Below are 24,622 nucleotides of genomic sequence, written 5' to 3'. Positions count from 1 at the left end.
GAAGGTTTAAAAACCTTCTTCACACATCCTTTTTATAGGAGTCTAGTTATCTCCGCTCAAACTGCGTCAACGTACCTAAACTCGCTGATGCTCGTAAAGGTACGTAGAAAAAAAGCCACCTGATTTGGTGGCCTTTATGGGAGATTATTATGAAAAAGTTTAGGATTTTCTATCAAATAAAGTTAGGAGGTCTTCATTTGATGGTATTAGTATAAATCGGAAAACTTAAAGAAAGCTTAAGATACCTTCCTGTAATTTAAAATCAGTCTTAAGACGGATGGCTTGATTTGTAGCTGTCATTCGATCTCATTCTAGGTTAACTTGCATTATTGTCAGAATTGTGAGAAAATAGTCTTCATCAAAGGAGGGAAAGGATAGCGAGATGAGAGAGGATATCAAGATTAACGACCGTGCCCTAGCACTGGAGAAACAATTGATTGAAAAGTTAGAGCTTGTGTTTGATACCGATGTTGAATTGGATGTCTACAACCTCGGTTTGATTTATGAGTTGGATCTGGATGAGGAAGGGACTTGCAAAGTAGTCATGACCTTTACCGATACCGCTTGTGACTGTGCGGAAAGTTTGCCTATCGAAATCGTCGCCCGCCTAAAAGAAATTGACGGTATCGAAGACGTCAAAGTAGAAGTAACCTGGTCGCCTGCTTGGAAAATTACACGAATCAGCCGATACGGGCGCATCGCCCTTGGTCTTCCTCCGAGATAAATCAATAAAACTCACTTTACAAATTCGTAAAGTGAGTTTTTTCATATCTTATTGTTTACCAGACTGTTCCATATTCCAGAAGTCTGTCACGGCACCGCGTGAAGCAGAGGATACCGTGTGGGCATACTTACCGAGAACACCACGGCTATACAGTGGTGGCAAGGTTGTTTCAGCCTTCCGTTTGGCCAACTCTTCGTCTGAGACGTGCATGGTGATTTCTTTGGTATCTTGGTCAACTGTTACCAGATCCCCTGTGTGGAGATAGGCGATTGGGCCACCAACCTGAGCTTCAGGCGCAATGTGACCAACAACGAGACCATAAGTCCCACCTGAGAAGCGACCGTCTGTCAAGAGGGCCACCTTATCTCCTTGGCCTTTCCCGACGATCATAGATGACAAGGACAGCATTTCCGGCATACCAGGACCACCCTTAGGTCCTACGAAACGAACAACAACAACGTCCCCATCTACGATTTCATCCGAAAGAACCGCTTCAATGGCAGCTTCTTCAGAGTCAAAGACCTTAGCAGGACCAGTGATGTTACGAACTTTCACACCTGATACTTTGGCAACCGCCCCTTCTGGAGCCAAGTTCCCTTTCAAGATGATCAATGGACCATCTGCACGTTTTGGATTTTCAAGTGGCATGATAACTTTTTGACCTGGTGTCAAATCAGCAAAGGCTTCCAAGTTCTCAGCTACTGTTTTACCAGTACATGTGATGCGATCCCCATGAAGGAAACCATTCTTAAGAAGGTATTTCATGACGGCTGGCACACCACCGACATTGTAAAGGTCTTGGAAGACGTATTGACCAGAAGGTTTCAAGTCTGCCAAGTGAGGCACACGCTCTTGGAAATCATTGAAGTCTTCAAGTGTCAAGTCAACGTTAGCTGCGTGAGCAATCGCTAGCAAGTGAAGAGTCGCATTGGTGGATCCACCTAGCGCCATGGTCACTGTAATCGCATCTTCAAAAGCTTCACGGGTCAAGATGTCAGATGGTTTCAGTCCCATTTCAAGCATTCTCACAACTGCACGACCCGCTTCTTCGATATCAGCCTTTTTATCAGCTGATTCAGCAGGGTGAGAAGAGGAACCTGGCAAGCTCATACCAAGGACCTCGATCGCTGTCGCCATGGTGTTGGCCGTATACATACCACCACAGCCACCGGGGCCAGGGCAGGCATTACATTCCAGTTGCTTCACTTCTTCAGCAGTCATATCACCATGGTTCCATTTCCCGATCCCTTCGAAAACAGAAACCAAGTCGATATCCTTGCCGTTCAGATTACCAGGAGCAATGGTACCACCATAAGCGAAGATCGCAGGGATATCCATATTGGCAATGGCAATCATCGAACCAGGCATGTTCTTGTCACAACCCCCGATGGCTACAAAGGCATCCACGTTGTGACCGCCCATAGCCGCTTCGATAGAGTCTGCTATGATATCACGAGAAGTCAAGGAGAAGCGCATCCCAGGCGTCCCCATAGCAATCCCATCCGCAACCGTAATGGTTCCGAATTGAACCGGCCAAGCTCCCGCATCTTTTACACCTTCTTTGGCCAATTTTCCAAAATCATGGAGGTGCATGTTACAAGGCGTGTTTTCAGCCCAAGTAGAGATTACCCCTACGATTGGTTTTTCAAAGTTTTCATCTGTCATCCCAGTTGCCCGAAGCATGGCCCGGTTAGGGGACTTGACCATACTGTCGTAGACACTACTGCGATGGCGTGTATCTAATTCTGTCATCTAATTCCCTCTCATCGTATTTTTTATTATTATAGCACAATTTACGGCCCAACGACAGAAGAAAATTCTTGAATTTTCAGACAATTTAACAGAGTGAAGATGGAGGACAGCAGGATGAAATAAATTATTTGAAAAAAGTTGTCAAGTAACTTTACTTTACAAAAAAGTTTTGTTATACTGTTAAAGTTGATGAAAATCAAACCTAATTGAATTTATATCTTAAAAGGAGAAAAACGAAATGGCAGTACCTGCACGTCGCACATCAAAAGCGAAGAAAAACAAACGTCGTACGCACTACAAAGTAACAGCTCCATCTGTAAACTTTGACGAAGCAACTGGAGATTACTCACGTTCACACCGTGTATCACTTAAAGGATACTACAAAGGACGTAAGATCGCTAAAGCTGCATCAGCTGAATAATAGAAGGGAGATACCATGCGCGTAAATATTACACTTGAACACAAAGAATCTGGTGAACGCTTGTACCTTACTTCTAAAAACAAACGTAACACTCCAGACCGTCTTCAATTGAAGAAATACTCACCAAAACTTCGCAAACACGTCGTGTTTACAGAGGTGAAATAGGGGTTCACTACACGTCAATAGATGTTAGAAACCTTGATTTTAAGCGATTCTTGAAATTCTAAATTTCACTACATTGCAATATAAATCAACCGAATCACTACCTTTTTCACTACTTTTTTTGAAATAAGAATAATGATTCGGATATATAAAAGAAGAGGAACTTTATTGTGAAGCTCCTCTTTTTGTTATGTGTTCTTTTTCTCACAGATCGTATGATCTGGTTTGACACAGTTGGATTTCAGGTACTTTCAGTTTAGCTTTATATCAACCATCATCAAAATCCAACTATTTTCTTATTTTAAAAAATATGAATAAGTTTGATTGAATGAGGGAATTTCTTTAAATTTTTTCTTAGCACCTATAAGTTAATAATACTATTCTTTAAATTATAGTTTATAATTATCTGATGTTTCAATGACCACAAAACAAAGTACAGCGAATCACTTCCTTTAGTCAAACATATAACTGAACAACATTGTTTATCTTCCTGCACTTTCATATTTTTTCAATCCTTTTCTAAAAATTGTACGACTGATAATAATCAAAAAAACTGTAAAAACTATTTGATAGAAAAATAGGTTCAATGTATCTTTCCCTAAAAATATTAATACTGCAGGATTGGCAATTAATAAATTGGGAACAAATAACATAGTGATCAATCTGTTAATACCTGTAAAAATATTATATGGATACTTAGAAATTCCAATATAATTCAAAAATACATCTACTTTTGAAAATTTAGTTGGGAACCAAAATGAACTAATCGTTATTAGAAACCAAATTGAATAATATATAATACAACCACACATTAAAGAAAGGATATAAAATAATATTTTTAATGAATTTAAATGTACATTTAAATTTCCATAACTTATAAAAATGATCGCAAGACCAAAAAAAGTATTCACGAATTGAACTAAATTAAATGATCTAAAAATATAGAACAACTGAGTATCAAACGGCCTCAATAAAATTTGATCCAAGTTACCACTCAAAATATCTGATTCTAAAATTCCCATACTTCTAATTAACAATCCCATCATAACTCCATCTACAATAGTGTAGGAACCTACCAAAAATAAAATTTGATAATAGTCCCAACCATTAAAAGAGTCTATGTTTAAGAAAATCAATCTAAAAAATACAATAGGTAAACCAATCCACAGTATCGACGAAAATAGACCACAAAAGAAGTCAAAATGAAAATTCATATCAGATTTAAAACCAAAATGAAGTAGCCTAAAAATTACTTTTATTCTAAACATTTTATCCTCCCACATTTGAGAAGTGCTCCACTCCTTTTCTCAATATGAATCTTGATATAATATAAAAAATGATGCACCAAATCAATTGAATACAAATAATTCTCAAATAGTCTATTAATTTATATGTATCATTACTAAACATCTGAAGCGGTTCATATACTAAGTATTTAAAAGGTAATACATCTAAAAACAGACGAAAATTATTTGAAAAAAAACTTAAAGGCAATAATATTCCTGATAAAAACTGAATTACTATTTCTTTAACAGTAAGGACAAAAAATATATTTTCTAACCAAAAAGAAAGCATACCTACACAACATGATATTAAAAACCATAGAACCATAGATAGAATAATTGCAATACTTCCTAAAATAAGAATTTCAATGGTTAATAACTCATTCTTGTAATAAACACTGGAGAATAAAATGACAGGAATGATGATAAATAATAAATGAGCAAGCCTATCTCCAAGCATTTTACAAAAATAATACTTATAAAAAGTAACAGGTTTTATTAATATGCTAAAAAAATTTCCTGAATGAACATCGTCATTGATTTCCCAATCAACTGGATAAAAAACAAAATATGAAAAAATTATAGTCCCCAAATAGTATTGAACCATTGAGGTAAAATCATATCCTGCTATATTTATCTGGTTACTCTGATATATATACGTCCATAAAAATACTGATATCATAATTTGTATACTTGCCTGTAACATTAACAATAGTACACTTGATTTATAGTTCAAAATAGATCGAAATGATATCAGAATAATAGACATTTCTTTTTTCAATTGTGCTCCTTTTTTGTAAAATAGTTTTGTAAAATAATTTCTTCTAAAGAAAGATTTGATATTTCAAAATCTTCTATATCTACAAGCTTATTGATTGATTCTAATGTCTCAAAGACAAAATCTCTAGGTATTTTTAGTATACATTCCGATTTTGTTTGAGAAATGACTACTACTCCTTTAACAGAGCATAACTCTGGTACCAAATCTAATGTCATTTTTATCTTTAAATATTTAAAATCAGAAAATTTAGATAAAATAACATCCATTGACTCCTGCAAAATAATTTTTCCTTTGTCAATGACGATTAATTCGTCACAAACAGACGAAATATCATCCATATCATGACTCGTTAAAATAATAGTAGTATGACATTCTTCATTCATTTTCTTTAAAAATGTTCTGATATCTTTTTTAGACTGTATATCTAACCCTATAGTAGGCTCGTCTAAAAATAATATTTCCGGACTTGTTAAAGATGCCGCGATAAACTCCATTTTCATTTTTTGTCCAAGAGAGAGGGTCCGGACCTGCTGGTAAAGCTGATCTTTTACATTCAACAAATTGCTTAATTCCTGAATTCGTTCTTGTAAAATCGCCGGTTCTACCTCATATAAAGTACCAATCAATTGAAAATAATCCATAGCCGAAACATCTTGAAATAACTGTAATTTATTTCCTACTACTATTGAAATTTTTTTTCTAAAATTTATACTTCTTTTAAATGGAATTTCTCCATTCACTTCTAATTTTCCGGAACTAGGATAAAGAGTCCCAGTCAACATTTTAATCGTTGTGGATTTACCAGCTCCATTACTCCCAATAAAGCCAACTATACTCCCTCTCTTAATCGTAAAACTAATATCTTGAACAGCTCGAATCGTTATTTGATTACGTTTCAAAAATCTCTTGATAAATGGGAGTCTTGAATCAAAATTATAAAAATTTTTAGATAAATTCTGAGCATTAATAACTATTTCACTCATATATCTCTCCTTTCGATAAAATATATTTACTTGTACTTTTTCCATACTTTACCAAAATGCTAAAGATTGAGCTAAAATCTTCGGGATGGGTAAAATAATATTTGTCTTTAAAAAGTTTCTCAAAACCTTCAAGGCGATTATTGAAATCATTAAATTTTGTATTGTCTAGCTGGTTGAATGTCTCTTTAATATCCATAAACTTTCTCCGTGATTCTTTATTTCACTTTATAAATAGAAGAGTGTCTATATATTTATAGATCCTCAAGAACTTGCATTTTATCAAGTATAAGTAGAATAGTATGTAAGGGTTTACATATTCATATCATATGATTATTTAAGGAATCTGTCAATTTTCCACATTATTATATGACAAAATGTATTTTTTAAAAATGCAAAAATCTATGAGCAAGATGTTTGACTTCCTTTTTTAAAGTATATATACTTATATTAACCTTAGAAAAGAAAAAATGTTTGAACAGATATTCAATAATAATTACTTTTTTTAAAATTAAAATTCGAACTTTAAATTTTTATCTTTTTTATATTATTGAGTAACCTAAATTGCCCAATTTGTAAAATTTAGCTAGACAAAAAAAGACATCCAAGAGAAATTTCTTAAATGTCTGTAAACGTTGATATAAGCGTGTTGATTAACGTTTTGATAATTGTGATGCTTTACGAGCTTTCTTAAGACCTGGTTTGGAAAGTATGAATTTCAGTTGGACTAAAAACAGCGTAATATCAAGACTTTTCTCCGCTTTTATAAAAGCGTTTTTCCAATCAAATTCAACTAATTTTATCTAAATGGTGTGGATTTTACCCCCAAAATTACAGAGAATGGAGCTGATAAACACTAAACGTTCACACCATTAGTTAAATGATTTTTTTCATCATTTTTCTTAGATGATAGAACTTCTAATTTATTTCTTATTCAAGCAAAAACAACCTGCTATAAGTAAGAAAGAGGAAGATACAAGAAAAACACGGCGTAAAAACCGATTCAGTTCATTGTCCTCAATCCTTGTCTGCTTCATTTTCTTTTACGAGATCGTTTTGTGAATCTTTTTCAGAGAGTTTTTGATCAATATACTTGTCAATGTTTTCATAAAATTCCTTGGTCGCTTCACTATCTAATGTTGGCGAGTTCTGAACTTGATTCACTTTCAATTGAACAGATTGAATACCGTAAGAGGCTTGTTTTTGGTGGAGTGTTTCTAATTCTTCTTCTGAAATCGGATCTCCAACAACCGTCAAGACCAATTCATTGTTACTTGACTTGTAGACTTGATTAATAACCGTATAATTGGCGAACTCTTTTCCTACAAACTGTTTGATCCCTTCTTTGCGCGCTTGTTCTATTGTCAGAGTAACTGCCGAATAGCTAGCTGGAAGAATCAACAATACAATCAAAGAAATCAAGCCAATTCTCATTTTAATGCTCAGCTCTTTAAATGAAGTTAAAGGAGATTTTCTCATCAAAATTCTTGTTCCAACAATGTTGGCTAGCATGATAAAGACACAGTTGATCAAGAAAAGATAGAGAGCCCCCAATAAAAATCGTACATTCCCATTAGCTAAACCATAGCCAGCAGTACAGATAGGCGGCATCAAAGCTGTAGCAATGGCTACTCCTGGCACGATATTGTTTGCTTCTTTTTTCCTTGAACCGATCACACCAGCAATCCCACCAGCAATAGCAATGAGAACATCCCAAATGGTTGGAGAGGTTCGTGCGATCAACTCGCTACTTGCATAAGACAAGGGAGAAATCCAGAAATACAGAGTCGAGACAAGCAAACTGACCAACACTTGAGTCAATAAAACCTCTAGAGATTGCTTGATTAAACGCGTATCAAAAATAGCTAAACCGAATCCCAGTCCAACAATCGGTGTCATGAGAGGTGAAATTAACATGGCTCCAATAATAACAGCTGTTGAATTCATATTTAGACCGATAGAGGCAATAAAAATTGCACACATCAAAATCGCTGTATCTCTCAATCGAACATGAAGGTCATCGTATAATTTCTCACGGTATTCCCGTGTTGAATAATTGGCAGTCATTTGTCCTCTCCTCTTTCCTTATTTAAATCGGTATAATAATTAATAATAACAGCTGATAAACAGCCAAAAAATATGAGCCCATAAATCGTCAAGAAGACACTGGTAATCCTTCCAATCAAGGTCACAGCTAGGAGATCCCCGTAGCCGACAGTCGTCGAAGTCACAAAAGCATACCAAAGACCGTCTCCGTAATTTGTGATAGCAGGTTCAACTAGGAAAAGCACGCCTCCTGACCCAAAAACAAAGGTCACAAAACTCAGAGCAAACCGAGTAAAACCCGTAACCTGTATAATATGCCATAACATTTTTAAACGTCTCATTTGTTCTCCTTATTCATACTAGCTCCTGACCGAGCCGTTTTTTCCAATAATCAAAGTGAAGATAGGACATGATCTCCATCAGAGAAAGATAGACAAACTGATAGATCTGATTTAAGCTGATTATCAACTGATATTGTTTGAAAAATGACTGGAAGAAAGACCAGATATGACTGTCTTGAATCAGTCCCTTCTTAACATCAGACAGGATATTAGCTAAAGCTCCCAAGGACTGAAACGGTAAATCCTTGACATTTATATAGATCCGGTCCACCACATCATTCAGACTGGTATCTTGGATGGCATGAAATTCTCCAAAGAGAACTCCTGCCGCTCCAAGAGTAGAAACAAATTCCACCAAATAATTTCTGAGGAAATTTTCTCAACCTTTTCCCATAATGTGTTTAGTGCCATCCATAACGATCCCAACCAGAAAAAGGAAAGAAAACAAGCAAAGAAATTTTGCCGTAAATCCCAAAAAGCTTCAAGACTTGGTGTTGTTGGTTTTTCTAACTCTAAAATCAAGATGGTCATAATAATTGCTAGAACAGCATCTGTCAATACAATTAATCTGTCTTTCTTCATCGGATTGCATCCCCTTTCTTTTTTGTAACATTCTATCTTATCGCATAATATTGGATATTCTTTCATAATCCGACTACAAACAAAAATAAACCAAAAAGTCTGTCCCTATTATGCTATATTTAACTCTAGAAGTATTCATCCATCTAATTAATAAATATATCATATTTCACAATAAATGAATACTATCAAAGATTCATCCCCTTTCACTTCATCATTTAGTGTTGCTTAGATTTATCAAAAACAACCAAATTTGTATTAATTTCAAGTATCACCTAGTTACAAAAATTTGGGGTGAACAGAAAAAGCATCCCGTATTTTTGATACGAAATGCTTTCAATAAGTTTAAATAAGTTTTAACGTTTACTAAATTGTGATGCTTTACGAGCTTTTTTCAAGCCTGGTTTGGAAAGTTTGGGTTTCAGTTGGATTAAAAATAGCGTAATATCAAGGCTTTTCAGAACGGGATATACTGTTTAATTTCATAAAATTTGAATCAGTATTTTTTAAACAGGGGAATAGTTTAGGTCTGTAAGAATTAGCTTATACATTTACAAGGTTCATTCTGATCGACTTTATAACTGTCTAAGAAAAAAGCAGAGATTCATACAGTATCTAGATTTTCCAAAAATTCTTTATCATCAAATATTATTAACGAAACCATCCAAACCAAATCCGATGCATTGCTTCAAAAAATTCTTTAGTTGTTTGACTAGCGAGGTCTTTAATTAAAAAATTTTTTCAAATAATTGCCACATTGACACATAAATTCTTGCTTTCTAAATTTAAGTGTGATATATTTATAACATAAAATTTAAATGTTATATATTTATAACATAAAAAAGGAGTCTATCGTGAAAAAAAGTCAAAAAATGCGTGGCCTCATTGCAATGATTGCCGTAGCTCTCTTTATTGATTTTATTGTTTTATTTGGTTCTAATCTTAGTTGGGGGTCCAAGTTAGTTATTACTGGTATTTCAGTGTCAGGTCAAATTATAGCTATATGGAGCTGGCTACATATGAAACCACGGCCTCATAAGATTCAGAAAGGTGAGGGGAAGACTATTTTTGACTTGTCTGCTAAGCTTTACACGATACTTTTTTTTGCAGCAAGCATTTTTTATACAGTAGGGATTTGGGTTGCGACCCCAAGCGAAAGTTCTGGTATTAAAGAATGGATTTTGGGAATTGGTCTCGTTATTGAAGTGATTGTATTTGGTTTTTTCTGTTTGAAAAATGTCAAGGAAACTCCGGACGAACGCTTTTATGCTAATTTAGCCAAGGCAGCTAGCTTGATGTTTGTTTTTATACTAGGCGCACTGATGATTCTAGCAGTTATCATTGGGTATATAGGGTCTCTCACTCTTCACATGGGCCAGATCTTTATTAGCATATCTGCCTTGATTTTCATCTTTGCGGTTGTCTATCTTATCTTGGAACGGAGAGGATAAGCATGGCTAAAGAAAGCAAGATTATTACTAATCTCAAATCTGTTCGTGAGTCCACAGGCATGACCCAGCAGGAGTTAGCCGACCTCATCGGCATGCGACGCGAGACAATTCTGCACTTAGAAAATAACCGTTACAATCCTTCGCTGGAAATGGCTCTTAAAATTGCTCAAGTTTTTAATCTGAAAATAGAAGACCTCTTTGAACTCAGACAGAAAGAGGAAGCATAATTCTTTTCGAGACCTAGTATTAGGTTCATTGATTAATTAGGAATTGAAGCCAAAGGAAAAATCCTTTTTAGTCGTGATAAAGAAGTTATTTCATTGATACCTAACTTACATTGCTTAAAGAGAAATAAAAATGGAACCCCTAGTCATCCACTCTACTTATCCAAAGACATAAAACCTTCCTCATACAAAGGATAGACCTTCGACTTTCAGAAAAAAATCTTTCCCTGAAAATTTGGAATTTGAAACGATGAATATGCAAAAACAACCAGAAAAGAAACAGTTCACGACTGCTTCTTCTCTGGTTGTTTTTTATACTAACGATTTTTCCGACTTAATTGATAAGAGTACATCATAGGGATAAACACAATGGCGAGGATGACCAGCACCAATACATAAGAAAGCGCGAATTGAAGGCCAGCTTCCAGTAGGAGGATCAAGCCTCCGAGGACCCACAACTTCCCTGCCAAGCGATGGGTTTTGTGCCAGTTATCTTCACTCTGTAAGGTCCAAGGCAGACGGATCCCAACCGTATGGTTCACTTTTAGCTTAGGCATGTAGTTGCCCATGATTACAAAGATGAGCCCTAGCAAAGCCGAAACAAAAACAGATGGATTGGTAGTAGAACCTAGCGCCTTACTATAGATGAGATAGGAGACGATTAAGGAGACTATTGGAATCAACCAGTAGATTACTTTGACCATTTTCTCATTCATAGTACGGTTCTTAGGATCACGTCCGATCATAAAGATCACAAACAGATGCACCAAGAGAAGGAGAATAGGAAGACCAAAAACAACCAGGGGTTTCGATTGGAAGTTATCAGCCTGATCAGCAACATTAAAGTGAATCGGGATTTGGTTAGGTAATTGTGACCAAATCATCAGCCCCCAAAGTATGGGAAAGAGTATCACAATAGAGGTTAAGGCCAATAATTTTTTATTCGTTTTCATCAGTAGAATCTCCTTTCAAATCAACGAGCCAGACCATTAAATCTTCTAAGACAGAAGTATTGAGTTCATAGTAGATAAAATTCTTTTCTTTTTCCTCTCGAATCAAATCCGCCTGCTTGAGGATGCTTAAATGATGGGAAATGGTCGCTCCTGCTACATCAAAGTGGCCAGCGATATCGCCAGCAGATAATTTCCCCGCCTTTAGCAGTTCTAAGATACTTCTTCTTATCGGGTTTGATAAAGCCTTAAATGTTTGCGCAAAATTCATTCTCTATCTCCTCTAACCTATTTAGATATCTTTCTAAATAGATTGTATAACTCCACTATCATTTTGTCAACTCTATTTTGAAAAAAATCGAAATAGGTCTAAATTGGATCTCCTTGTGACCTGCTAGGAAGATGTTGTTGCCAGTAGAAATGTTATTTTAGAAGACACAAAAAACCTCTAGCTATTAGCTAGAGGTTGCGATTTAGTCATCTTTATTGATGTGAGAGTTTACGTTTCAATAAGATAGCACCTGATAGAACAACTGCTCCGAGAACAATGAATCCAGTAGCGGCAACTTCACCTGTACTTGGGAGGACTTTCTTCCGACCTTTACCTTTGCCATCGCCGGTACCTTCAGTTGTTGAAGATGACGGAGTTGGGTTTGGAGTAGTCGTTACTTTAGTAGTAGGTTCTTCGCTTGTGGTAGTTGTTGTCGTTGTCGTTGTTTCACCTGTCGTAGTAGTCGTTGTTGTATCTTCTTTGGTTGTTGTAGTAGTTGAAGATGTAGTCGGTTCTTCAGTTGTAGTCGTAGTAGTCGTTGTTTCACCTGTAGTGGTTGAAGTAGTAGTTGGCTCTTCGGTTGTTGTCGTAGTCGAAGTTGTTGTAGTAGTCGTTGTAGTCGTGGTCGTAGTCGTAGTCGTGGTCGTTTCTTCCTTCGGATTGACGATCGTCTTAGTTACTGAGTGATCGGCTCCGAAATCTTCAGTATTGACTTCTGTATCTGCAGATTTGATGGTGTAGCCTGCGGGTGCTTCTGTTTCAGTTAAGATATACTTATCTTTTAGCAAAGCACTGACAGTAATGTTCCCGTTTTCGTCGGTTACATACTCACCGATGACTTGGTTGTTCGCTTGACGTACGACCTTGAATTTGGCACCTTGAAGAGGTTGGTTGGCATCATCTACTTTGTGGATATTGATAGTAAATACATAGCCAACACCAGAGCCACCAGCGATTTGTACAGCGGCAGCATTGGTTACTTCTTTCACTACTGTATTTTTTCCTTTCAAGATGGCATCATTTTTTAGGAGTTCGCCATCTACAGGCTCGTAGTTGAGCTCAACGTCGTAAGCAATACGATACTGGTCTTTTTCAGTGATATCGCCTAAGTCAACTACAAAGGATTGACCGTCTTCACTAATCGTCACCTTGTGTTGGTCAGTGACATCTGTTCGATCGCTAAATTGCCATTCACCTGCTACAAAGGCAAAGGTACCTTTTAAGATTTTGATGCTGCCAGGCACATAAGAAGCGTTGGTAAATTTCATGTGATCTTCAATGGTCACGCTATTGATATTTTCTCTGGTTCGGTTGACAGAAATGGTATAGGATACCTTCTTGTGATTGTCTGAATTCACCCAGCTCGTCTTTGTCAAGACTTTGGGATTGCCGTCTCCAACTCCCTTGAAGGTTACTTTTCCGCCGACCTTTACCTCGTTGTTAATGGTAATTTCAATTGGGATTTCTCCTTTTTCAGGGTGCTTTTGGAAATCAATCCGTGCATAGAAGAAGAAGGAGCCATTTGTGTCAGAGTGTTTTTCAACATAGTCTGTATAGGTGAGGGAAATCGATTTTTTTGCAGCATCTACGGTTGCATGAGCGATGACCTCGTTGGTGTTAATATCTCGAATCTCGAAGCTGTCTGAAGAAATGATGAGGGCATCTGGCACAGTCACGACGGTGGTGTCTCCTGCCTTGACATTTTTTCCAGCTAAATCGTAAGTGGCATTAATTCGGAAAGTAGCCCATTGCTCCAACTCCCAAGTGAGATCTCCACCTTCGTTATTGGTGACGTTGACACTGGTAATCGTGTCCGCAAATTTTCCTGTTACCGAAACAGTCGATGTTTCAGCAGATAATCTATTCAACCCTAAAGTGAATAGGGTGGCTAGCAAACAAAGAACAAATGGGAAAATCCAAAATTTCTTTTTATCCATAATTTTCTTCCTTTTTCATAAGATGGGTGTTTAATAAACAATCCTACTCTTAGTTCAACTAAGACGAACAGTAGGCTTCCAAAAGATGGAATCGCTATTAAACGACACGGTATTGCGACAGGTTACTCGGTTGTTAGTTATGGTGTTGTTAAGAATAAAATCCTCCCTTTGTTCAAACAATCATAAAATTGTTTTCTTAGATAGATTGTAGCACAAAAAGCACCTTATTTCAACAGTATAACTTTGATTGTTAAAATAAAAATGAGTATAAAATAGATAGGTTAAATAGCTGAAAGGAGAGGGTCTTGAAACAGCTTTCAAAACCCCTTTTTGAAGCAGTAGGTATTGCTTTTTCTCTAAAAAAGCGTATAATCAAATTCATACTATTTAAAGGGAGTCTCTATGAAGAAGAGTTTTATTCATCAGCAAGAAGAAATTTCATTTGTAAAAACAACATTTACTCAATATTTGAAAGACAAACTAGAAGTCGTTGAGGTTCAAGGTCCAATCTTGAGCAAGGTAGGAGATGGGATGCAGGACAACCTATCCGGTGTGGAAAACCCTGTCTCTGTAAAGGTCTTACAAATTCCCAATGAGACCTATGAAGTGGTTCATTCCCTTGCAAAATGGAAGCGTCATACCTTGGCGCGATTTGGCTTTGGGGAAGGGGAAGGTCTCTTCGTCCATATGAAGGCCCTTCGTCCAGATGAAGATTCGCTGGATGCGACCCACTCAGTTTATGTCGACCAATGGGACTGGGAAAAGGTCATTCCAAATGGGAGCCGTAACCTAGCCTACTTGAAGGAAACAGTTGAAAAAATCTACAAGGCCATTCGTCTAACAGAGTTGGCAGTTGAAGCTCGCTATGATATTGAATCGATCCTGCCGAAGCAAATCACCTTTATCCACACAGAAGAGTTGGTAGAGCGTTATCCTGACTTGACGCCGAAAGAGCGGGAAAATGCCATCACCAAAGAATATGGAGCTGTCTTTTTGATTGGGATTGGTGGCGTCTTATCAGATGGTAAACCGCACGATGGACGGGCACCAGACTATGACGACTGGACAACAGAAACTGAAAATGGCTACAAGGGCTTAAACGGGGATATCCTTGTTTGGAACGATAACTTAGGGGCGGCATTCGAATTATCTTCTATGGGGATTCGGGTTGATGAAGACACCCTCAAGCGCCAGGTTGCTATTACAGGAGATCAAGATCGTTTAGAATTGGAATGGCACCGCGCGCTCTTGAATGGACTCTTTCCACTAACTATCGGAGGTGGGATTGGTCAATCGCGGATGGCTATGTTCTTGCTTCGTAAGAAACATATCGGAGAAGTCCAAACCAGCGTCTGGCCGCAGGAAGTTCGCGAACAATATGAAAATATCTTATAAGATAGTTGAAAGAAAGAAACGAAAGAAATCGAGCCTTGCATGTGATGCGGGCTCGATTTTTATGGGGCTGGAGAAGTTCCCTTTTTCTATTCCTGATGGGCTTGTAGGCTGATTTTATCGCTTGAGCGCTGTCACGAACTAGAAATTATGATAAAATAAATAGTACAAAGCAAGCAAAGGAGTGGTGTCTATGAAATTACAAAAACCAAAAGGAACCCAAGATATCCTGCCACAGGAATCCGCTAAGTGGCAATATGTAGAAGGATTTGCTCGCGAAACCTTTAAAAAATACAATTACGCAGAGATCCGCACACCTATTTTTGAACATTACGAGGTGATTAGTCGTTCGGTAGGGGATACAACGGATATCGTGACCAAGGAGATGTACGACTTCTATGATAAGGGTGATCGTCATATCACTTTGCGTCCGGAAGGGACAGCACCAGTGGTCCGCTCCTATGTTGAAAATAAACTCTTTGCACCAGAGGTTCAAAAACCAAGCAAGGTCTATTATATTGGGCCCATGTTCCGTTATGAGCGTCCTCAGGCTGGCCGTTTGCGTCAATTCCACCAGATTGGTGTAGAGTGTTTTGGATCTAGCAATCCAGCCACAGACGTCGAGACGATTGCCATGGCTGACCAATTCTTCAAAGAGATTGGCATTGAAAATGTCGTCCTCCACTTGAATACCCTAGGTAGCACAGCCAGTCGGGCAGCTTATCGCCAAGCTTTGATCGACTATCTCCTTCCAATGAAGGACCAACTTTCAAAAGATAGTCAACGTCGTCTAGAAGAAAATCCGCTCCGCGTCTTGGACTCAAAAGAAAAAGAAGACAAGCAAGCGGTTGAGAATGCTCCATCTATCCTAGACTACTTGGACGAAGAAAGCCAGGCACACTTTGATGCCGTACGGGCTATGCTAGACGGTCTCGGAATTGACTATGTCATCGATACCAATATGGTACGTGGCCTAGACTACTACAATCACACTATTTTTGAGTTCGTGACAGAAGTAGATGGGAATGAGTTGACCGTTTGTGCGGGAGGTCGTTACGATGGCTTGGTAGAATATTTTGGTGGACCAGCAACACCAGGTTTTGGTTTTGGGATGGGACTTGAGCGTCTCTTGTTGATCCTCGATAAACAAGGAGTTGAGCTTCCTGTTGAGACGTCATTGGATGTCTACATTGCTGTGTTGGGTTCAGAAGCAGAAGTAGCTGCCTTGGAATTGGTTCAGGCCCTTCGTCGTCAAGGCTTCATCGCAGAACGTGATTACCTAGGCCGTAAGTTGAAGGCTCAGTTCAAGTCAGCTGACGTCTTTGGGGCCAAAACTATCATTGCCTTAGGTGGTAGCGAGGTTGAAAGTGGGCAAATCACCGTCAAAAACAACCAGACTCGCCAGGAAATGACCACGTCCATCGAAGAAGTAAAAAAAGATTTTCAGACTATTTTGAATCAACTATAAAAAGAAAAGACGGATGCCGAGAAGGTGTCAGTCTTTTTGCATGTCCTCTACTTTCTCCTTGTGGAGAAAGCTGACAGCTGGGCCCATTTTTGATATACTAGTAGGGTATGCATGTGCCCTTTAGCACTTGCAATTCTAGTAAAGGAAAAAACACGGTATGAGTGAAAAAGAAAAAGAATCGCATAAACTTGGCTTGAGTGTCGGGTCCAATTTTCAAGATACTCAAGAGCTACGAAAGGTATTGGAACAATCAATTAGCCGGGAAGAAGAAGTTTTGACGGCTAGTCAACCGGTGGAATCAGAGCAGAACCAGGAAGAGAGCCAGGTTGCTGGAGAAGCGGTGGAAACAGAAGCTTCGACCGGAACTCTAAGTCGCCTATCACAATCTGGTCATCGTCGCAAAGAGAAGGTTGAAGCGAGATCGAAAGACCAAGAGGATGTAGAAGAGACATTAGAAGAGCAAGAAGATGAAAAGTCGTTGGGGCGCTATGCCATTAAGCGACCAGTTCCCTTGTCACTACCAATTGCTCTTAGTGTCCTACTTGGGCTGGTCCATGTAGCCCTTCCTTTTATCAACTTACTGGCGACCAATCAGCAAACCCAGGACTTATATGCCGGTTGGGCAATGTCTCAAGGTCAAGTTCCCTATGGTCATTTCTTTGGGGTCAATGGCTTGCTCTACTACGGGATCAGCGGTTTAGGAAGTTTGGTAGGAGGTCAAGTTCTCCTGGTGGTCTTCCAGATTTTAGCCTACTTTTTTGCTGGGACGAGCCTGTATCGGATGGTCAGAAGCTTAGTTGCAAGTGAAAAAATTGCAGGACAAGTCCAGCTGCTCTTCTACCTACTTGCTGGAGTGCTTGGATTTGGCGGCAATTACGCTGTCTTTTATGCCCTACCCTTCCTATTTGGCTCTATGAATTTCATTCTCGCTTATCTAGAGGGTGAGAAAACAGATGAATCCTTTGTCGCTTATGGCGCAGGAGCCTGTTTGGCATTTATGATGGTGCCATGGCTGAGTGTGATTTTTTATCTGCTTGCCTTCCTTGGATTGACAGCCTATCATGTGAAGCAAAAGAAATTTTCCCACGGCTTCTATCAATTCCTTGCTGCCCTCTTGGGATTCTCTCTTCTTTTCTATCCCTTAGGCTACATCACTGTGTGGAACGGCTCCTTTGGGTATGCAATTCATCAGACCTTATATAGTCTCCGCTCCCTCCAGTTTGATGCGGGGCACCTATTTGCCAACCTGGTTTATTACTGTTTATTGCTGTTGACCCTTGGTTTCGCTTCAGCTTTCGTCATGTCTTTCCGAAAAGTATCGACAAGCGGTCAACGTGTGATTCGGTTTATGAGTTGGTTTGGTCTTCTGCTGGTTGCCACTGTTGTGGTTGGGACACCAGAGCAAGGGGCCTATCAGTTCCTTAGCTTCTTGCCTTTTGGTTTCCCTTTGTTCGCTCTTTGGTTTGCGGGAGAAGAGTCCACTTATCAGCGCCGGAAGATGAAGAACAATTCTATCTGGGACCTTTATTTCTCCAGTCAAGCCTTCTTACCGTTTTTGGCAATGGCTTATCTAGTTGGCTATCCAGTTGTGAATCAATTTGTTCTCCAAAACAACCTAGCGAGTGAACGAAGCACCATTGCCCACTATATCAAGAGTCATAGTGATTCCAAGGATACCATCTATGCTTGGGATCAGACGGCCCATCTCTATCAGGAAAGTGGTCGCCTGGCATCTTCGTCCCTCCTAACTCCGACGGCCTATCTAGGTCCGAGGGAAAATCGAACCAATCTGATTAATCAGATTAAGCAAGACAAGCCGAAGTTTATTGTGGTCAATAAGGACCTAGATGTAACGTCTGCTCTGCAAAAAGTTTTAACTAAAAATTATGAAAAAGTGAACCAGAAAGGTTCCCAGTATACCTTGTACCAATATAAATAGACTATCAATATCTTGTGGTTTTGAAATGAAATAACATTTTGTGCCACAAGATATTGATTTTTTATTTTTGAGTGATATAATATGGAGTGAATTCTATTTGTATAAAAAAGAAAGTGGGCGAGCGTATGATAACGTTACGAGAAGAGCATATCCAAAGTCTCCCCCAACTCTTTGTGGAAAAGAGAGATGGGCGGAAGGTCAAGTTTGATGTCGATAAAATTTACCGTGCTTTGGTCAAAGCGACAGAAGAAGTGGCCGGTCTCACTCCAGCCTTGGAAGCGAAATTAGAAACCGTAACAGACCGGATTGTGGCTGAAATTTTGGAACGCTTCCCTCGTGGCGTAAAAATCTACGAGATTCAAAATGTCGTTGAACACGAGTTGCTGCAAGCCAATGAATATGCGATTGCCGAGAGCTATATTACCTATCGCACGCAGCGTGATTTTGAGCGCTCAAAGGCAACGGATATCAACTTTACCATCGGCAAGCTACTCAACAAGGACCAAGCTGTCGTTAATGAAAATGCCAATAAGGACAGCGACGTTTTTAATACCCAGCGCGATTTGACAGCAGGAATTGTCGGCAAGTCTATTGGTCTTAAAATGTTGCCCAAACACGTAGCCAATGCCCACCAAAAAGGGGATATCCACTACCATGATTTGGATTATAGTCCTTACACTCCGATGACCAACTGTTGTTTGATCGATTTTGAAGGCATGCTACGCAATGGTTTTAAGATTGGGAATGCAGAAGTAGAAAGTCCTAAGTCCATCCAAACTGCAACGGCTCAGATCTCGCAAATCATTGCCAATGTAGCCTCTAGCCAGTATGGGGGTTGCTCAGCAGACCGGATCGACGAGGTCTTGGCTCCTTATGCAGAAAAGAATTATCAGAAGCACTTGAAAGATGCAGAGGAGTGGGTTCTCCCTGAAAAACTCGAGGACTATGCTTGGCAGAAAACGAAAAAGGACATCTATGATGCCATGCAGTCCTTGGAGTACGAGATCAATACCCTCTTTACCTCAAATGGGCAAACGCCCTTTACTTCGCTTGGCTTTGGTCTTGGAACCAATCGCTTCGAACGGGAAATTCAAAAGGCCATTCTGGAAATTCGAATCAAGGGACTTGGTTCAGAACACAGGACCGCTATTTTCCCTAAGTTGATTTTCAGTTTAAAAAGAGGCCTCAACTTAGAACCAGGTAGTCCCAACTACGACATCAAGCAGTTGGCCTTGGAATGTGCGACCAAGCGCATGTACCCAGACGTTTTGTCTTATGACAAGATTGTCGAGTTGACGGGTTCCTTCAAGGTGCCCATGGGTTGTCGCTCTTTCCTCCAAGGGTGGAAGGACGAAAATGGCGTTGAAGTCAATTCTGGTCGGATGAACCTAGGGGTTGTGACAGTCAATCTCCCTCGGATTGCCTTGGAGTCAGAAGGGAATAAAGAAAAGTTCTGGGAAATTTTTAATGAACGGATGAACATCGCTGAAGATGCCTTGGTTTACCGGGTGGAACGCACCAAAGAAGCGACACCAGCTAATGCGCCGATTCTCTACCAATATGGGGCTTTCGGGAAACGCTTGGGCAAGTACGATCAGGTAGATCAGCTCTTCCGTCATCGCAGAGCAACTGTTTCTCTTGGCTATATCGGACTCTATGAAGTTGCAACCGTCTTTTATGGTCCAAATTGGGAAGCAAATCCAGAAGCCAAACAATTTACAATCGCCATCATCAAGGATATGAAGAAGCGGGTCGAAGAATGGTCCGACCAGTATGGCTACCACTTCTCGATTTATTCGACGCCGTCAGAAAGCTTGACAGATCGCTTCTGTCGCATGGATACGGAGAAATTTGGTCAGGTTCCGGATATCACAGACAAGGAATATTACACCAATAGTTTCCACTACGATGTTCGCAAGAACCCAACTCCATTTGAGAAACTGGATTTTGAAAAAGTCTATCCAGAAGCAGGGGCCTCCGGTGGCTTTATCCACTATTGCGAGTATCCAGTGCTCCAACAAAATCCAAAAGCCCTAGAGGCGGTTTGGGATTATGCCTATGACCGGGTCGGTTATCTCGGAACCAATACACCGATTGACCGTTGCTACAAGTGTGACTTCGAAGGGGACTTCACACCAACCGAGCGTGGTTTTACTTGCCCAAACTGTGGCAATAGTGATCCCAAGACAGTAGATGTGGTCAAACGGACCTGCGGCTATCTCGGAAATCCTCAAGCTCGCCCCATGGTCAATGGCCGCCATAAGGAAATAGCTGCACGGGTGAAACACATGAATGGCTCCACGATCAAATCAGCTGGACAGCAAGTGACAGATTAGAAAAGGAAGATTATGGGAAAATACCAATTAGACGATAAAGGCAAGGCCCAGGTTCAACGATTCCACGAAAAGCATTCGACAGGTGGAGTCAATAAAAAAGACCGCGTGGCCAGCCTAAGAGAGAAATTTTTAAAAAAGGCTAAGAAAAAATAAAAGTGAGAGTCCGCTCTCGCTTTTCTCGTATGGGGGGAGGTAAAGATGGAACTACGCAGACCGACTCTAGCAGATAAAGAAACTGTATTAGACATGATGGCAGAGTTTGAAGCGAATCAATCAGCTCACGATGGCGGATTTTGGGATGCTGAGAATTTTGTTTATGAAGAGTGGTTGGAAAGTAATCAGAATCATGAAATGGGGATTAATTTGCCTGAAGGGTGGGTGCCTGATATTCAGTTAGTTGCTTTTTCGAGAGATGGACAAGCCGTAGGGTTTCTCAATCTGAGATTGCGTCTTAGTGACTATTTGCTGGAGGTAGGTGGTCATATTGGCTATAGTATCCGTCCCTCTGCGCGTGGGCAAGGATTGGCAAAAGAGCAGCTGCGGCAAGGATTGCAAGTAGCCAAAAGTAAAAATATCAAACGTGCTTTAGTGACTTGTGATAGTGACAATGCTGCCAGTCGAGCAGTGATTCTGACTAATGGCGGAGCTTTAGAGGATGTTCGAGGCGGGAAAGAGCGCTATTGGATTGATTTAGATTGAGGAAAGTTTATGAAGTTACAACGACCAACTTTAGAAGATAAAGACGCGATTTTAGAGATGATTGCTGAGTTCGATGCTGCAAAATCCTATATGCACGGTGGCATGGGCTCCACTTGGAAGCGAGCAAAGGATTTTGCGGATTGGTTGCGAATCGTAGAGCAGCAGGAGGATACTGAGAATCTGCCAGAAGGCTGGGTTCCTACCATTCAATTTTTATCCTTTGATGAGACTGGCTACCCTCTGGGCTTTTTAGCCCTGCGCTTGTCCTTGAATGACAAATTATTTGTAGAGGGTGGTCACATTGGCTATTCCATCCGGCCCAGTCAACGCAGAAAGGGCTTGGCTAAGTTGCAGCTAGAGCTAGGACTAGCAGAGGCTCGAAAACAAGGACTAGAACGAGTGCTGATTACCTGTGATGAAGACAACGAAGCTAGCCGTCGCACGATTCTATCTGCTGGCGGTGTTTACGAAAATACAATCGACAGAAGTCAGCGCTACTGGATAGAGTTAGATGGGGAGGTGTCATGAACAATCCCAAACCTCAAGAATGGAAAAGTGAGGAGCTGAGTAAGGGGCGAATCATTGACTATAAGGCCTTTAACTTTGTGGATGGCGAAGGCGTCCGCAACTCCCTCTATGTCAGTGGCTGTATGTTTCACTGTGAAGGCTGCTATAATGAAGCAACTTGGTCTTTCAACGCTGGCATTCCCTATACCAAAGAGTTAGAAGAACAGATCATGGCTGATCTGGCCCAACCCTATGTTCAGGGCTTGACCCTGCTTGGGGGTGAACCTTTTCTCAACACTGGCATCCTGCTGCCCTTGGTCAAGCGGGTGAAAAGAGAGTTGCCTGACAAAGATATCTGGTCTTGGACCGGCTACACCTGGGAAGAAATGATGCTGGAAACACCGGACAAACTGGAGCTGCTTTCGCTGATTGATATTCTGGTGGATGGTCGCTATGATAAGAGCAAACGCAACCTCATGTTGCAGTTTCGTGGCTCTTCCAACCAGCGGATCATCGATGTCCAACAGTCCCTCAAAGAAGGAAAAGTCGTCATCTGGGACAAGCTCAATGATGGCAAGGAATCCTATGAACAAGTGAAAAGAGAGTAGCAAGAGTCGGAGGGCAAATAAATTGATGAAGAGAGGTTTTCGTGGTTTTTCAGTTTGCAAGAAGGGGGCTCTTTTTTCAGACAATTTCATTCTCACTGATAAAATTCAGAAGGATTCATGGTATAATGGAATGGATTGTACGAAAGTTAGAGTGATCCAACTCGTACATTTAAGGAACAGAATGAGGAAATTGACATGACATTAGTTTATCAATCAACGCGTGATGCGAAAAATACCGTAACAGCCAGCCAAGCGATTTTGCAAGGTTTGGCAACAGATGGAGGCTTATTTACTCCAGTTAGCTATCCAAAGGTAGATTTGGATTTTGACACATTGAAAGACGCTTCTTACCAAGAAGTAGCTAAGCTTGTCTTGTCAGCTTTCTTGGATGACTTTACAGCAGAAGAGTTGGACTACTGTATCACCAACGCCTATGACAGCAAGTTTGATACGCCAGCCATTGCTCCTCTTGTGAAACTAGATGGCCAATACAACTTGGAATTGTTCCACGGTTCAACCATTGCCTTCAAGGATATGGCCTTGTCTATCTTGCCTTACTTTATGACAACGGCAGCTAAGAAACACGGCTTGGAAAACAAGATTGTCATCTTGACAGCGACGTCTGGAGATACTGGGAAAGCTGCCATGGCAGGTTTTGCGGATGTTCCAGGTACGGAAATTATCGTCTTTTATCCAAAAGATGGTGTCAGCAAGGTCCAAGAGTTGCAAATGACCACTCAAACGGGTGAAAATACCCATGTCATCGCCATTGATGGAAACTTTGACGATGCCCAAACCAATGTGAAACATATGTTCAATGATGTGGCTCTTCGTGAGAAATTGGCAGCCAACAAGCTTCAGTTCTCATCAGCTAACTCTATGAATATCGGTCGTTTGGTCCCACAGATTGTCTATTATGTTTATGCCTACGCTCAACTTGTTAAAACTGGCGAGATTAATGCTGGTGACAAGGTTAACTTCACTGTACCGACAGGAAACTTTGGAAATATCTTGGCTGCCTTCTACGCTAAACAAATCGGCCTACCAGTCGGCAAATTGATTTGTGCTTCAAATGACAACAATGTCTTGACAGACTTCTTTAAAACTCGTGTTTATGACAAGAAGCGTGAGTTTAAGGTAACCACTAGCCCATCTATGGATATCTTGGTCTCTTCAAACTTGGAGCGCTTGATTTTCCATCTTTTGGGAAATGATGCTGAAAAGACAGCTGAACTCATGAATGCCTTGAATACGCAAGGTCAGTATGAATTGACAGACTTTGATGCAGAGATTTTGGACCTCTTTGCAGCTGAGTATGCGACGGAAGCGGAAACAGCAGCAGAAATTAAGCGTGTTTATGAGTCAGATTCTTATATTGAGGACCCTCATACAGCGGTTGCTTCAGCAGTTTATAAAAAATACCAAGCAGCGACAGGCGATGCGGCCAAGACCGTAATTGCATCAACAGCTAGTCCTTACAAATTCCCAGTGGTTGCGGTGGAAGCTGTAACAGGGAAATCAGGTTTGAGCGACTTTGAAGCCTTGGCTCAATTACATGAAATCTCAGGTGTAGCCTTGCCACCAGCAGTGAATGGTCTCGAAACTGCTCCAGTTCGTCACAAGACAACTGTTGCAGCAACAGATATGCAGGCTGCAGTTGAAGCCTATTTGGGATTGTAAGTGGGAGTCCCAAAATTAGAAAGCAGAAGTCTCTAGGACTTGACTGAATAAATCTCACAATAGTTCTACAAGCAGAACTCAGTTAGGCAAC

26 protein-coding genes are annotated in these 24,622 nt (G+C 40.0%); 14 read left to right on the top strand and 12 right to left on the bottom strand.

Going from position 1 to position 24,622, the window contains the following annotated elements:
• The first annotated feature begins 382 nt into the window (after nucleotides 1-382).
• The gene (locus tag EAI95_RS09095; protein ID WP_006595245.1) at nucleotides 383-724 is read left to right on the top strand and encodes a metal-sulfur cluster assembly factor; all 342 of its coding nucleotides are present in this window, start codon (nucleotides 383-385) and stop codon (nucleotides 722-724) included.
• A gap of 48 nt (nucleotides 725-772) precedes the next feature.
• Here EAI95_RS09095 and ilvD read toward each other — a convergent pair whose 3' ends face one another.
• On the bottom strand, nucleotides 773-2,476 hold the full coding sequence (ilvD, locus tag EAI95_RS09090; RefSeq protein WP_129822763.1) for a dihydroxy-acid dehydratase: 1,704 nt from the start codon (nucleotides 2,474-2,476) through the stop codon (nucleotides 773-775).
• Nucleotides 2,477-2,714: 238 nt separating this feature from the next.
• Here ilvD and rpmF point away from each other — a divergent pair, with 238 nt between their 5' ends.
• Complete coding sequence (rpmF, locus tag EAI95_RS09085) at nucleotides 2,715-2,897, top strand: 50S ribosomal protein L32 (RefSeq protein WP_003009516.1); 183 nt, start codon at nucleotides 2,715-2,717, stop codon at nucleotides 2,895-2,897.
• 15 nt (nucleotides 2,898-2,912) lie between these two features.
• Nucleotides 2,913-3,062: a 50S ribosomal protein L33 gene (gene rpmG / locus EAI95_RS09080; protein WP_001265622.1), complete on the top strand. Its 150-nt coding sequence runs from the start codon at nucleotides 2,913-2,915 to the stop codon at nucleotides 3,060-3,062.
• A 479-nt stretch (nucleotides 3,063-3,541) separates the two neighbouring features.
• Here the strand turns inward: rpmG and EAI95_RS09075 are convergent, their stop codons facing one another.
• The 8 genes from EAI95_RS09075 to EAI95_RS09035 form a co-directional block, all read right to left on the bottom strand.
• Complete coding sequence (locus EAI95_RS09075) at nucleotides 3,542-4,327, bottom strand: ABC-2 family transporter protein (RefSeq protein WP_003013947.1); 786 nt, start codon at nucleotides 4,325-4,327, stop codon at nucleotides 3,542-3,544.
• A gap of 1 nt (nucleotide 4,328) precedes the next feature.
• Nucleotides 4,329-5,123, bottom strand: a complete 795-nt coding sequence (locus tag EAI95_RS09070; RefSeq protein WP_003013825.1) for an ABC-2 family transporter protein — start codon at nucleotides 5,121-5,123, stop codon at nucleotides 4,329-4,331.
• Nucleotides 5,120-6,106 carry an ATP-binding cassette domain-containing protein gene (locus EAI95_RS09065; RefSeq protein WP_003010129.1) on the bottom strand — a complete coding sequence of 329 codons (987 nt, stop codon included), beginning with the start codon at nucleotides 6,104-6,106 and terminating at the stop codon, nucleotides 5,120-5,122. Before EAI95_RS09065 ends, EAI95_RS09070 begins: the two co-directional genes overlap by 4 nt.
• A complete protein-coding gene (locus EAI95_RS09060; RefSeq protein WP_003010127.1) occupies nucleotides 6,099-6,302 on the bottom strand; it encodes a hypothetical protein in 204 nt (67 codons plus the stop codon). Before EAI95_RS09060 ends, EAI95_RS09065 begins: the two co-directional genes overlap by 8 nt.
• Before the next feature lie 818 nt (nucleotides 6,303-7,120).
• Nucleotides 7,121-8,170 (bottom strand): DUF389 domain-containing protein, encoded by a 1,050-nt coding sequence (locus tag EAI95_RS09050; protein ID WP_000126416.1) that lies wholly within the window; start codon nucleotides 8,168-8,170, stop codon nucleotides 7,121-7,123.
• Nucleotides 8,167-8,490: a potassium channel family protein gene (locus tag EAI95_RS09045; protein WP_001253404.1), complete on the bottom strand. Its 324-nt coding sequence runs from the start codon at nucleotides 8,488-8,490 to the stop codon at nucleotides 8,167-8,169. The genes EAI95_RS09050 and EAI95_RS09045 overlap by 4 nt, the downstream gene beginning before the upstream one ends.
• 13 nt (nucleotides 8,491-8,503) lie before the next feature.
• Nucleotides 8,504-8,845, bottom strand: a complete 342-nt coding sequence (locus EAI95_RS09040) for a hypothetical protein (protein ID WP_000397556.1) — start codon at nucleotides 8,843-8,845, stop codon at nucleotides 8,504-8,506.
• Complete coding sequence (locus tag EAI95_RS09035; RefSeq protein WP_004240734.1) at nucleotides 8,770-9,072, bottom strand: TMEM175 family protein; 303 nt, start codon at nucleotides 9,070-9,072, stop codon at nucleotides 8,770-8,772. Before EAI95_RS09035 ends, EAI95_RS09040 begins: the two co-directional genes overlap by 76 nt.
• Nucleotides 9,073-9,923: 851 nt before the next feature.
• Between EAI95_RS09035 and EAI95_RS09025 the strand changes: the two genes are divergently transcribed.
• Together EAI95_RS09025 and EAI95_RS09020 are read left to right on the top strand one after the other, a co-directional pair.
• Complete coding sequence (locus EAI95_RS09025) at nucleotides 9,924-10,520, top strand: hypothetical protein (RefSeq protein ID WP_009732005.1); 597 nt, start codon at nucleotides 9,924-9,926, stop codon at nucleotides 10,518-10,520.
• A gap of 2 nt (nucleotides 10,521-10,522) precedes the next feature.
• Complete coding sequence (locus EAI95_RS09020) at nucleotides 10,523-10,747, top strand: helix-turn-helix transcriptional regulator (protein WP_009732004.1); 225 nt, start codon at nucleotides 10,523-10,525, stop codon at nucleotides 10,745-10,747.
• A gap of 314 nt (nucleotides 10,748-11,061) precedes the next feature.
• Here EAI95_RS09020 and EAI95_RS09015 read toward each other — a convergent pair whose 3' ends face one another.
• The 3 genes from EAI95_RS09015 to EAI95_RS09005 all read right to left on the bottom strand — a co-directional run bounded on the left by EAI95_RS09015 (nucleotide 11,062) and on the right by EAI95_RS09005 (nucleotide 13,902).
• The gene (locus EAI95_RS09015; protein ID WP_129270522.1) at nucleotides 11,062-11,697 is read right to left on the bottom strand and encodes an SdpI family protein; all 636 of its coding nucleotides are present in this window, start codon (nucleotides 11,695-11,697) and stop codon (nucleotides 11,062-11,064) included.
• Entirely contained in the window at nucleotides 11,684-11,965 is a 282-nt protein-coding gene (locus tag EAI95_RS09010; protein WP_061564603.1) for an autorepressor SdpR family transcription factor, read from the bottom strand. The genes EAI95_RS09015 and EAI95_RS09010 overlap by 14 nt, the downstream gene beginning before the upstream one ends.
• A gap of 212 nt (nucleotides 11,966-12,177) precedes the next feature.
• Nucleotides 12,178-13,902 carry an LPXTG cell wall anchor domain-containing protein gene (locus tag EAI95_RS09005; protein ID WP_129270520.1) on the bottom strand — a complete coding sequence of 575 codons (1,725 nt, stop codon included), beginning with the start codon at nucleotides 13,900-13,902 and terminating at the stop codon, nucleotides 12,178-12,180.
• Between the two features lie 402 nt (nucleotides 13,903-14,304).
• On the opposite strand from EAI95_RS09005, the gene asnA reads away from it, so the two are divergent.
• The 9 genes from asnA (at nucleotide 14,305) to thrC (ending at nucleotide 24,531) form a co-directional block, all read left to right on the top strand.
• A complete protein-coding gene (gene asnA, locus EAI95_RS09000) occupies nucleotides 14,305-15,297 on the top strand; it encodes an aspartate--ammonia ligase (RefSeq protein ID WP_048692049.1) in 993 nt (330 codons plus the stop codon).
• Nucleotides 15,298-15,487: 190 nt separating this feature from the next.
• Entirely contained in the window at nucleotides 15,488-16,762 is a 1,275-nt protein-coding gene (gene hisS, locus EAI95_RS08995) for a histidine--tRNA ligase (protein ID WP_129270518.1), read from the top strand.
• Nucleotides 16,763-16,919: 157 nt separating this feature from the next.
• Entirely contained in the window at nucleotides 16,920-18,701 is a 1,782-nt protein-coding gene (locus tag EAI95_RS08990) for an MFS transporter (protein WP_129822762.1), read from the top strand.
• A 125-nt stretch (nucleotides 18,702-18,826) separates the two neighbouring features.
• Entirely contained in the window at nucleotides 18,827-21,037 is a 2,211-nt protein-coding gene (nrdD, locus tag EAI95_RS08985) for an anaerobic ribonucleoside-triphosphate reductase (protein WP_129822761.1), read from the top strand.
• A 12-nt stretch (nucleotides 21,038-21,049) separates the two neighbouring features.
• On the top strand, nucleotides 21,050-21,190 hold the full coding sequence (locus tag EAI95_RS08980) for a hypothetical protein (protein ID WP_129822760.1): 141 nt from the start codon (nucleotides 21,050-21,052) through the stop codon (nucleotides 21,188-21,190).
• 45 nt (nucleotides 21,191-21,235) lie between these two features.
• Entirely contained in the window at nucleotides 21,236-21,736 is a 501-nt protein-coding gene (locus EAI95_RS08975; protein ID WP_048716276.1) for a GNAT family N-acetyltransferase, read from the top strand.
• A 9-nt stretch (nucleotides 21,737-21,745) separates the two neighbouring features.
• On the top strand, nucleotides 21,746-22,264 hold the full coding sequence (locus EAI95_RS08970; RefSeq protein WP_129822759.1) for a GNAT family N-acetyltransferase: 519 nt from the start codon (nucleotides 21,746-21,748) through the stop codon (nucleotides 22,262-22,264).
• Nucleotides 22,261-22,851 (top strand): anaerobic ribonucleoside-triphosphate reductase activating protein, encoded by a 591-nt coding sequence (gene nrdG, locus EAI95_RS08965; protein WP_129822758.1) that lies wholly within the window; start codon nucleotides 22,261-22,263, stop codon nucleotides 22,849-22,851. The genes EAI95_RS08970 and nrdG overlap by 4 nt, the downstream gene beginning before the upstream one ends.
• 195 nt (nucleotides 22,852-23,046) lie before the next feature.
• Nucleotides 23,047-24,531: a threonine synthase gene (gene thrC / locus EAI95_RS08960; protein WP_129822757.1), complete on the top strand. Its 1,485-nt coding sequence runs from the start codon at nucleotides 23,047-23,049 to the stop codon at nucleotides 24,529-24,531.
• The last annotated feature ends 91 nt before the right edge of the window (nucleotides 24,532-24,622 follow it).

Origin of the sequence: Streptococcus sp. bf_0095, from assembly GCF_004166885.1 — a bacterium.
Classification (GTDB): Bacteria; Bacillota; Bacilli; order Lactobacillales; family Streptococcaceae; genus Streptococcus.
This window is presented reverse-complemented; position numbering and strand designations above follow the sequence as displayed.

Coding starts and splice junctions, on each gene's coding strand:
- hisS (WP_129270518.1), top strand. CDS start 15,488: ATGAAATTACAAAAACCAAAAGGAACCCAAGATATCCTGCCACAGGAA.
- EAI95_RS09050 (WP_000126416.1), bottom strand. CDS start 8,170: ATGACTGCCAATTATTCAACACGGGAATACCGTGAGAAATTATACGAT.
- EAI95_RS09075 (WP_003013947.1), bottom strand. CDS start 4,327: ATGTTTAGAATAAAAGTAATTTTTAGGCTACTTCATTTTGGTTTTAAA.
- EAI95_RS09065 (WP_003010129.1), bottom strand. CDS start 6,106: ATGAGTGAAATAGTTATTAATGCTCAGAATTTATCTAAAAATTTTTAT.
- EAI95_RS08975 (WP_048716276.1), top strand. CDS start 21,236: ATGGAACTACGCAGACCGACTCTAGCAGATAAAGAAACTGTATTAGAC.
- EAI95_RS08990 (WP_129822762.1), top strand. CDS start 16,920: ATGAGTGAAAAAGAAAAAGAATCGCATAAACTTGGCTTGAGTGTCGGG.
- thrC (WP_129822757.1), top strand. CDS start 23,047: ATGACATTAGTTTATCAATCAACGCGTGATGCGAAAAATACCGTAACA.
- EAI95_RS09045 (WP_001253404.1), bottom strand. CDS start 8,490: ATGAGACGTTTAAAAATGTTATGGCATATTATACAGGTTACGGGTTTT.
- rpmG (WP_001265622.1), top strand. CDS start 2,913: ATGCGCGTAAATATTACACTTGAACACAAAGAATCTGGTGAACGCTTG.
- EAI95_RS09060 (WP_003010127.1), bottom strand. CDS start 6,302: ATGGATATTAAAGAGACATTCAACCAGCTAGACAATACAAAATTTAAT.
- EAI95_RS09020 (WP_009732004.1), top strand. CDS start 10,523: ATGGCTAAAGAAAGCAAGATTATTACTAATCTCAAATCTGTTCGTGAG.
- EAI95_RS09015 (WP_129270522.1), bottom strand. CDS start 11,697: ATGAAAACGAATAAAAAATTATTGGCCTTAACCTCTATTGTGATACTC.
- EAI95_RS09095 (WP_006595245.1), top strand. CDS start 383: ATGAGAGAGGATATCAAGATTAACGACCGTGCCCTAGCACTGGAGAAA.
- asnA (WP_048692049.1), top strand. CDS start 14,305: ATGAAGAAGAGTTTTATTCATCAGCAAGAAGAAATTTCATTTGTAAAA.
- nrdD (WP_129822761.1), top strand. CDS start 18,827: ATGATAACGTTACGAGAAGAGCATATCCAAAGTCTCCCCCAACTCTTT.
- nrdG (WP_129822758.1), top strand. CDS start 22,261: ATGAACAATCCCAAACCTCAAGAATGGAAAAGTGAGGAGCTGAGTAAG.
- rpmF (WP_003009516.1), top strand. CDS start 2,715: ATGGCAGTACCTGCACGTCGCACATCAAAAGCGAAGAAAAACAAACGT.
- EAI95_RS09035 (WP_004240734.1), bottom strand. CDS start 9,072: ATGAAGAAAGACAGATTAATTGTATTGACAGATGCTGTTCTAGCAATT.
- EAI95_RS08970 (WP_129822759.1), top strand. CDS start 21,746: ATGAAGTTACAACGACCAACTTTAGAAGATAAAGACGCGATTTTAGAG.
- EAI95_RS08980 (WP_129822760.1), top strand. CDS start 21,050: ATGGGAAAATACCAATTAGACGATAAAGGCAAGGCCCAGGTTCAACGA.
- EAI95_RS09010 (WP_061564603.1), bottom strand. CDS start 11,965: ATGAATTTTGCGCAAACATTTAAGGCTTTATCAAACCCGATAAGAAGA.
- ilvD (WP_129822763.1), bottom strand. CDS start 2,476: ATGACAGAATTAGATACACGCCATCGCAGTAGTGTCTACGACAGTATG.
- EAI95_RS09005 (WP_129270520.1), bottom strand. CDS start 13,902: ATGGATAAAAAGAAATTTTGGATTTTCCCATTTGTTCTTTGTTTGCTA.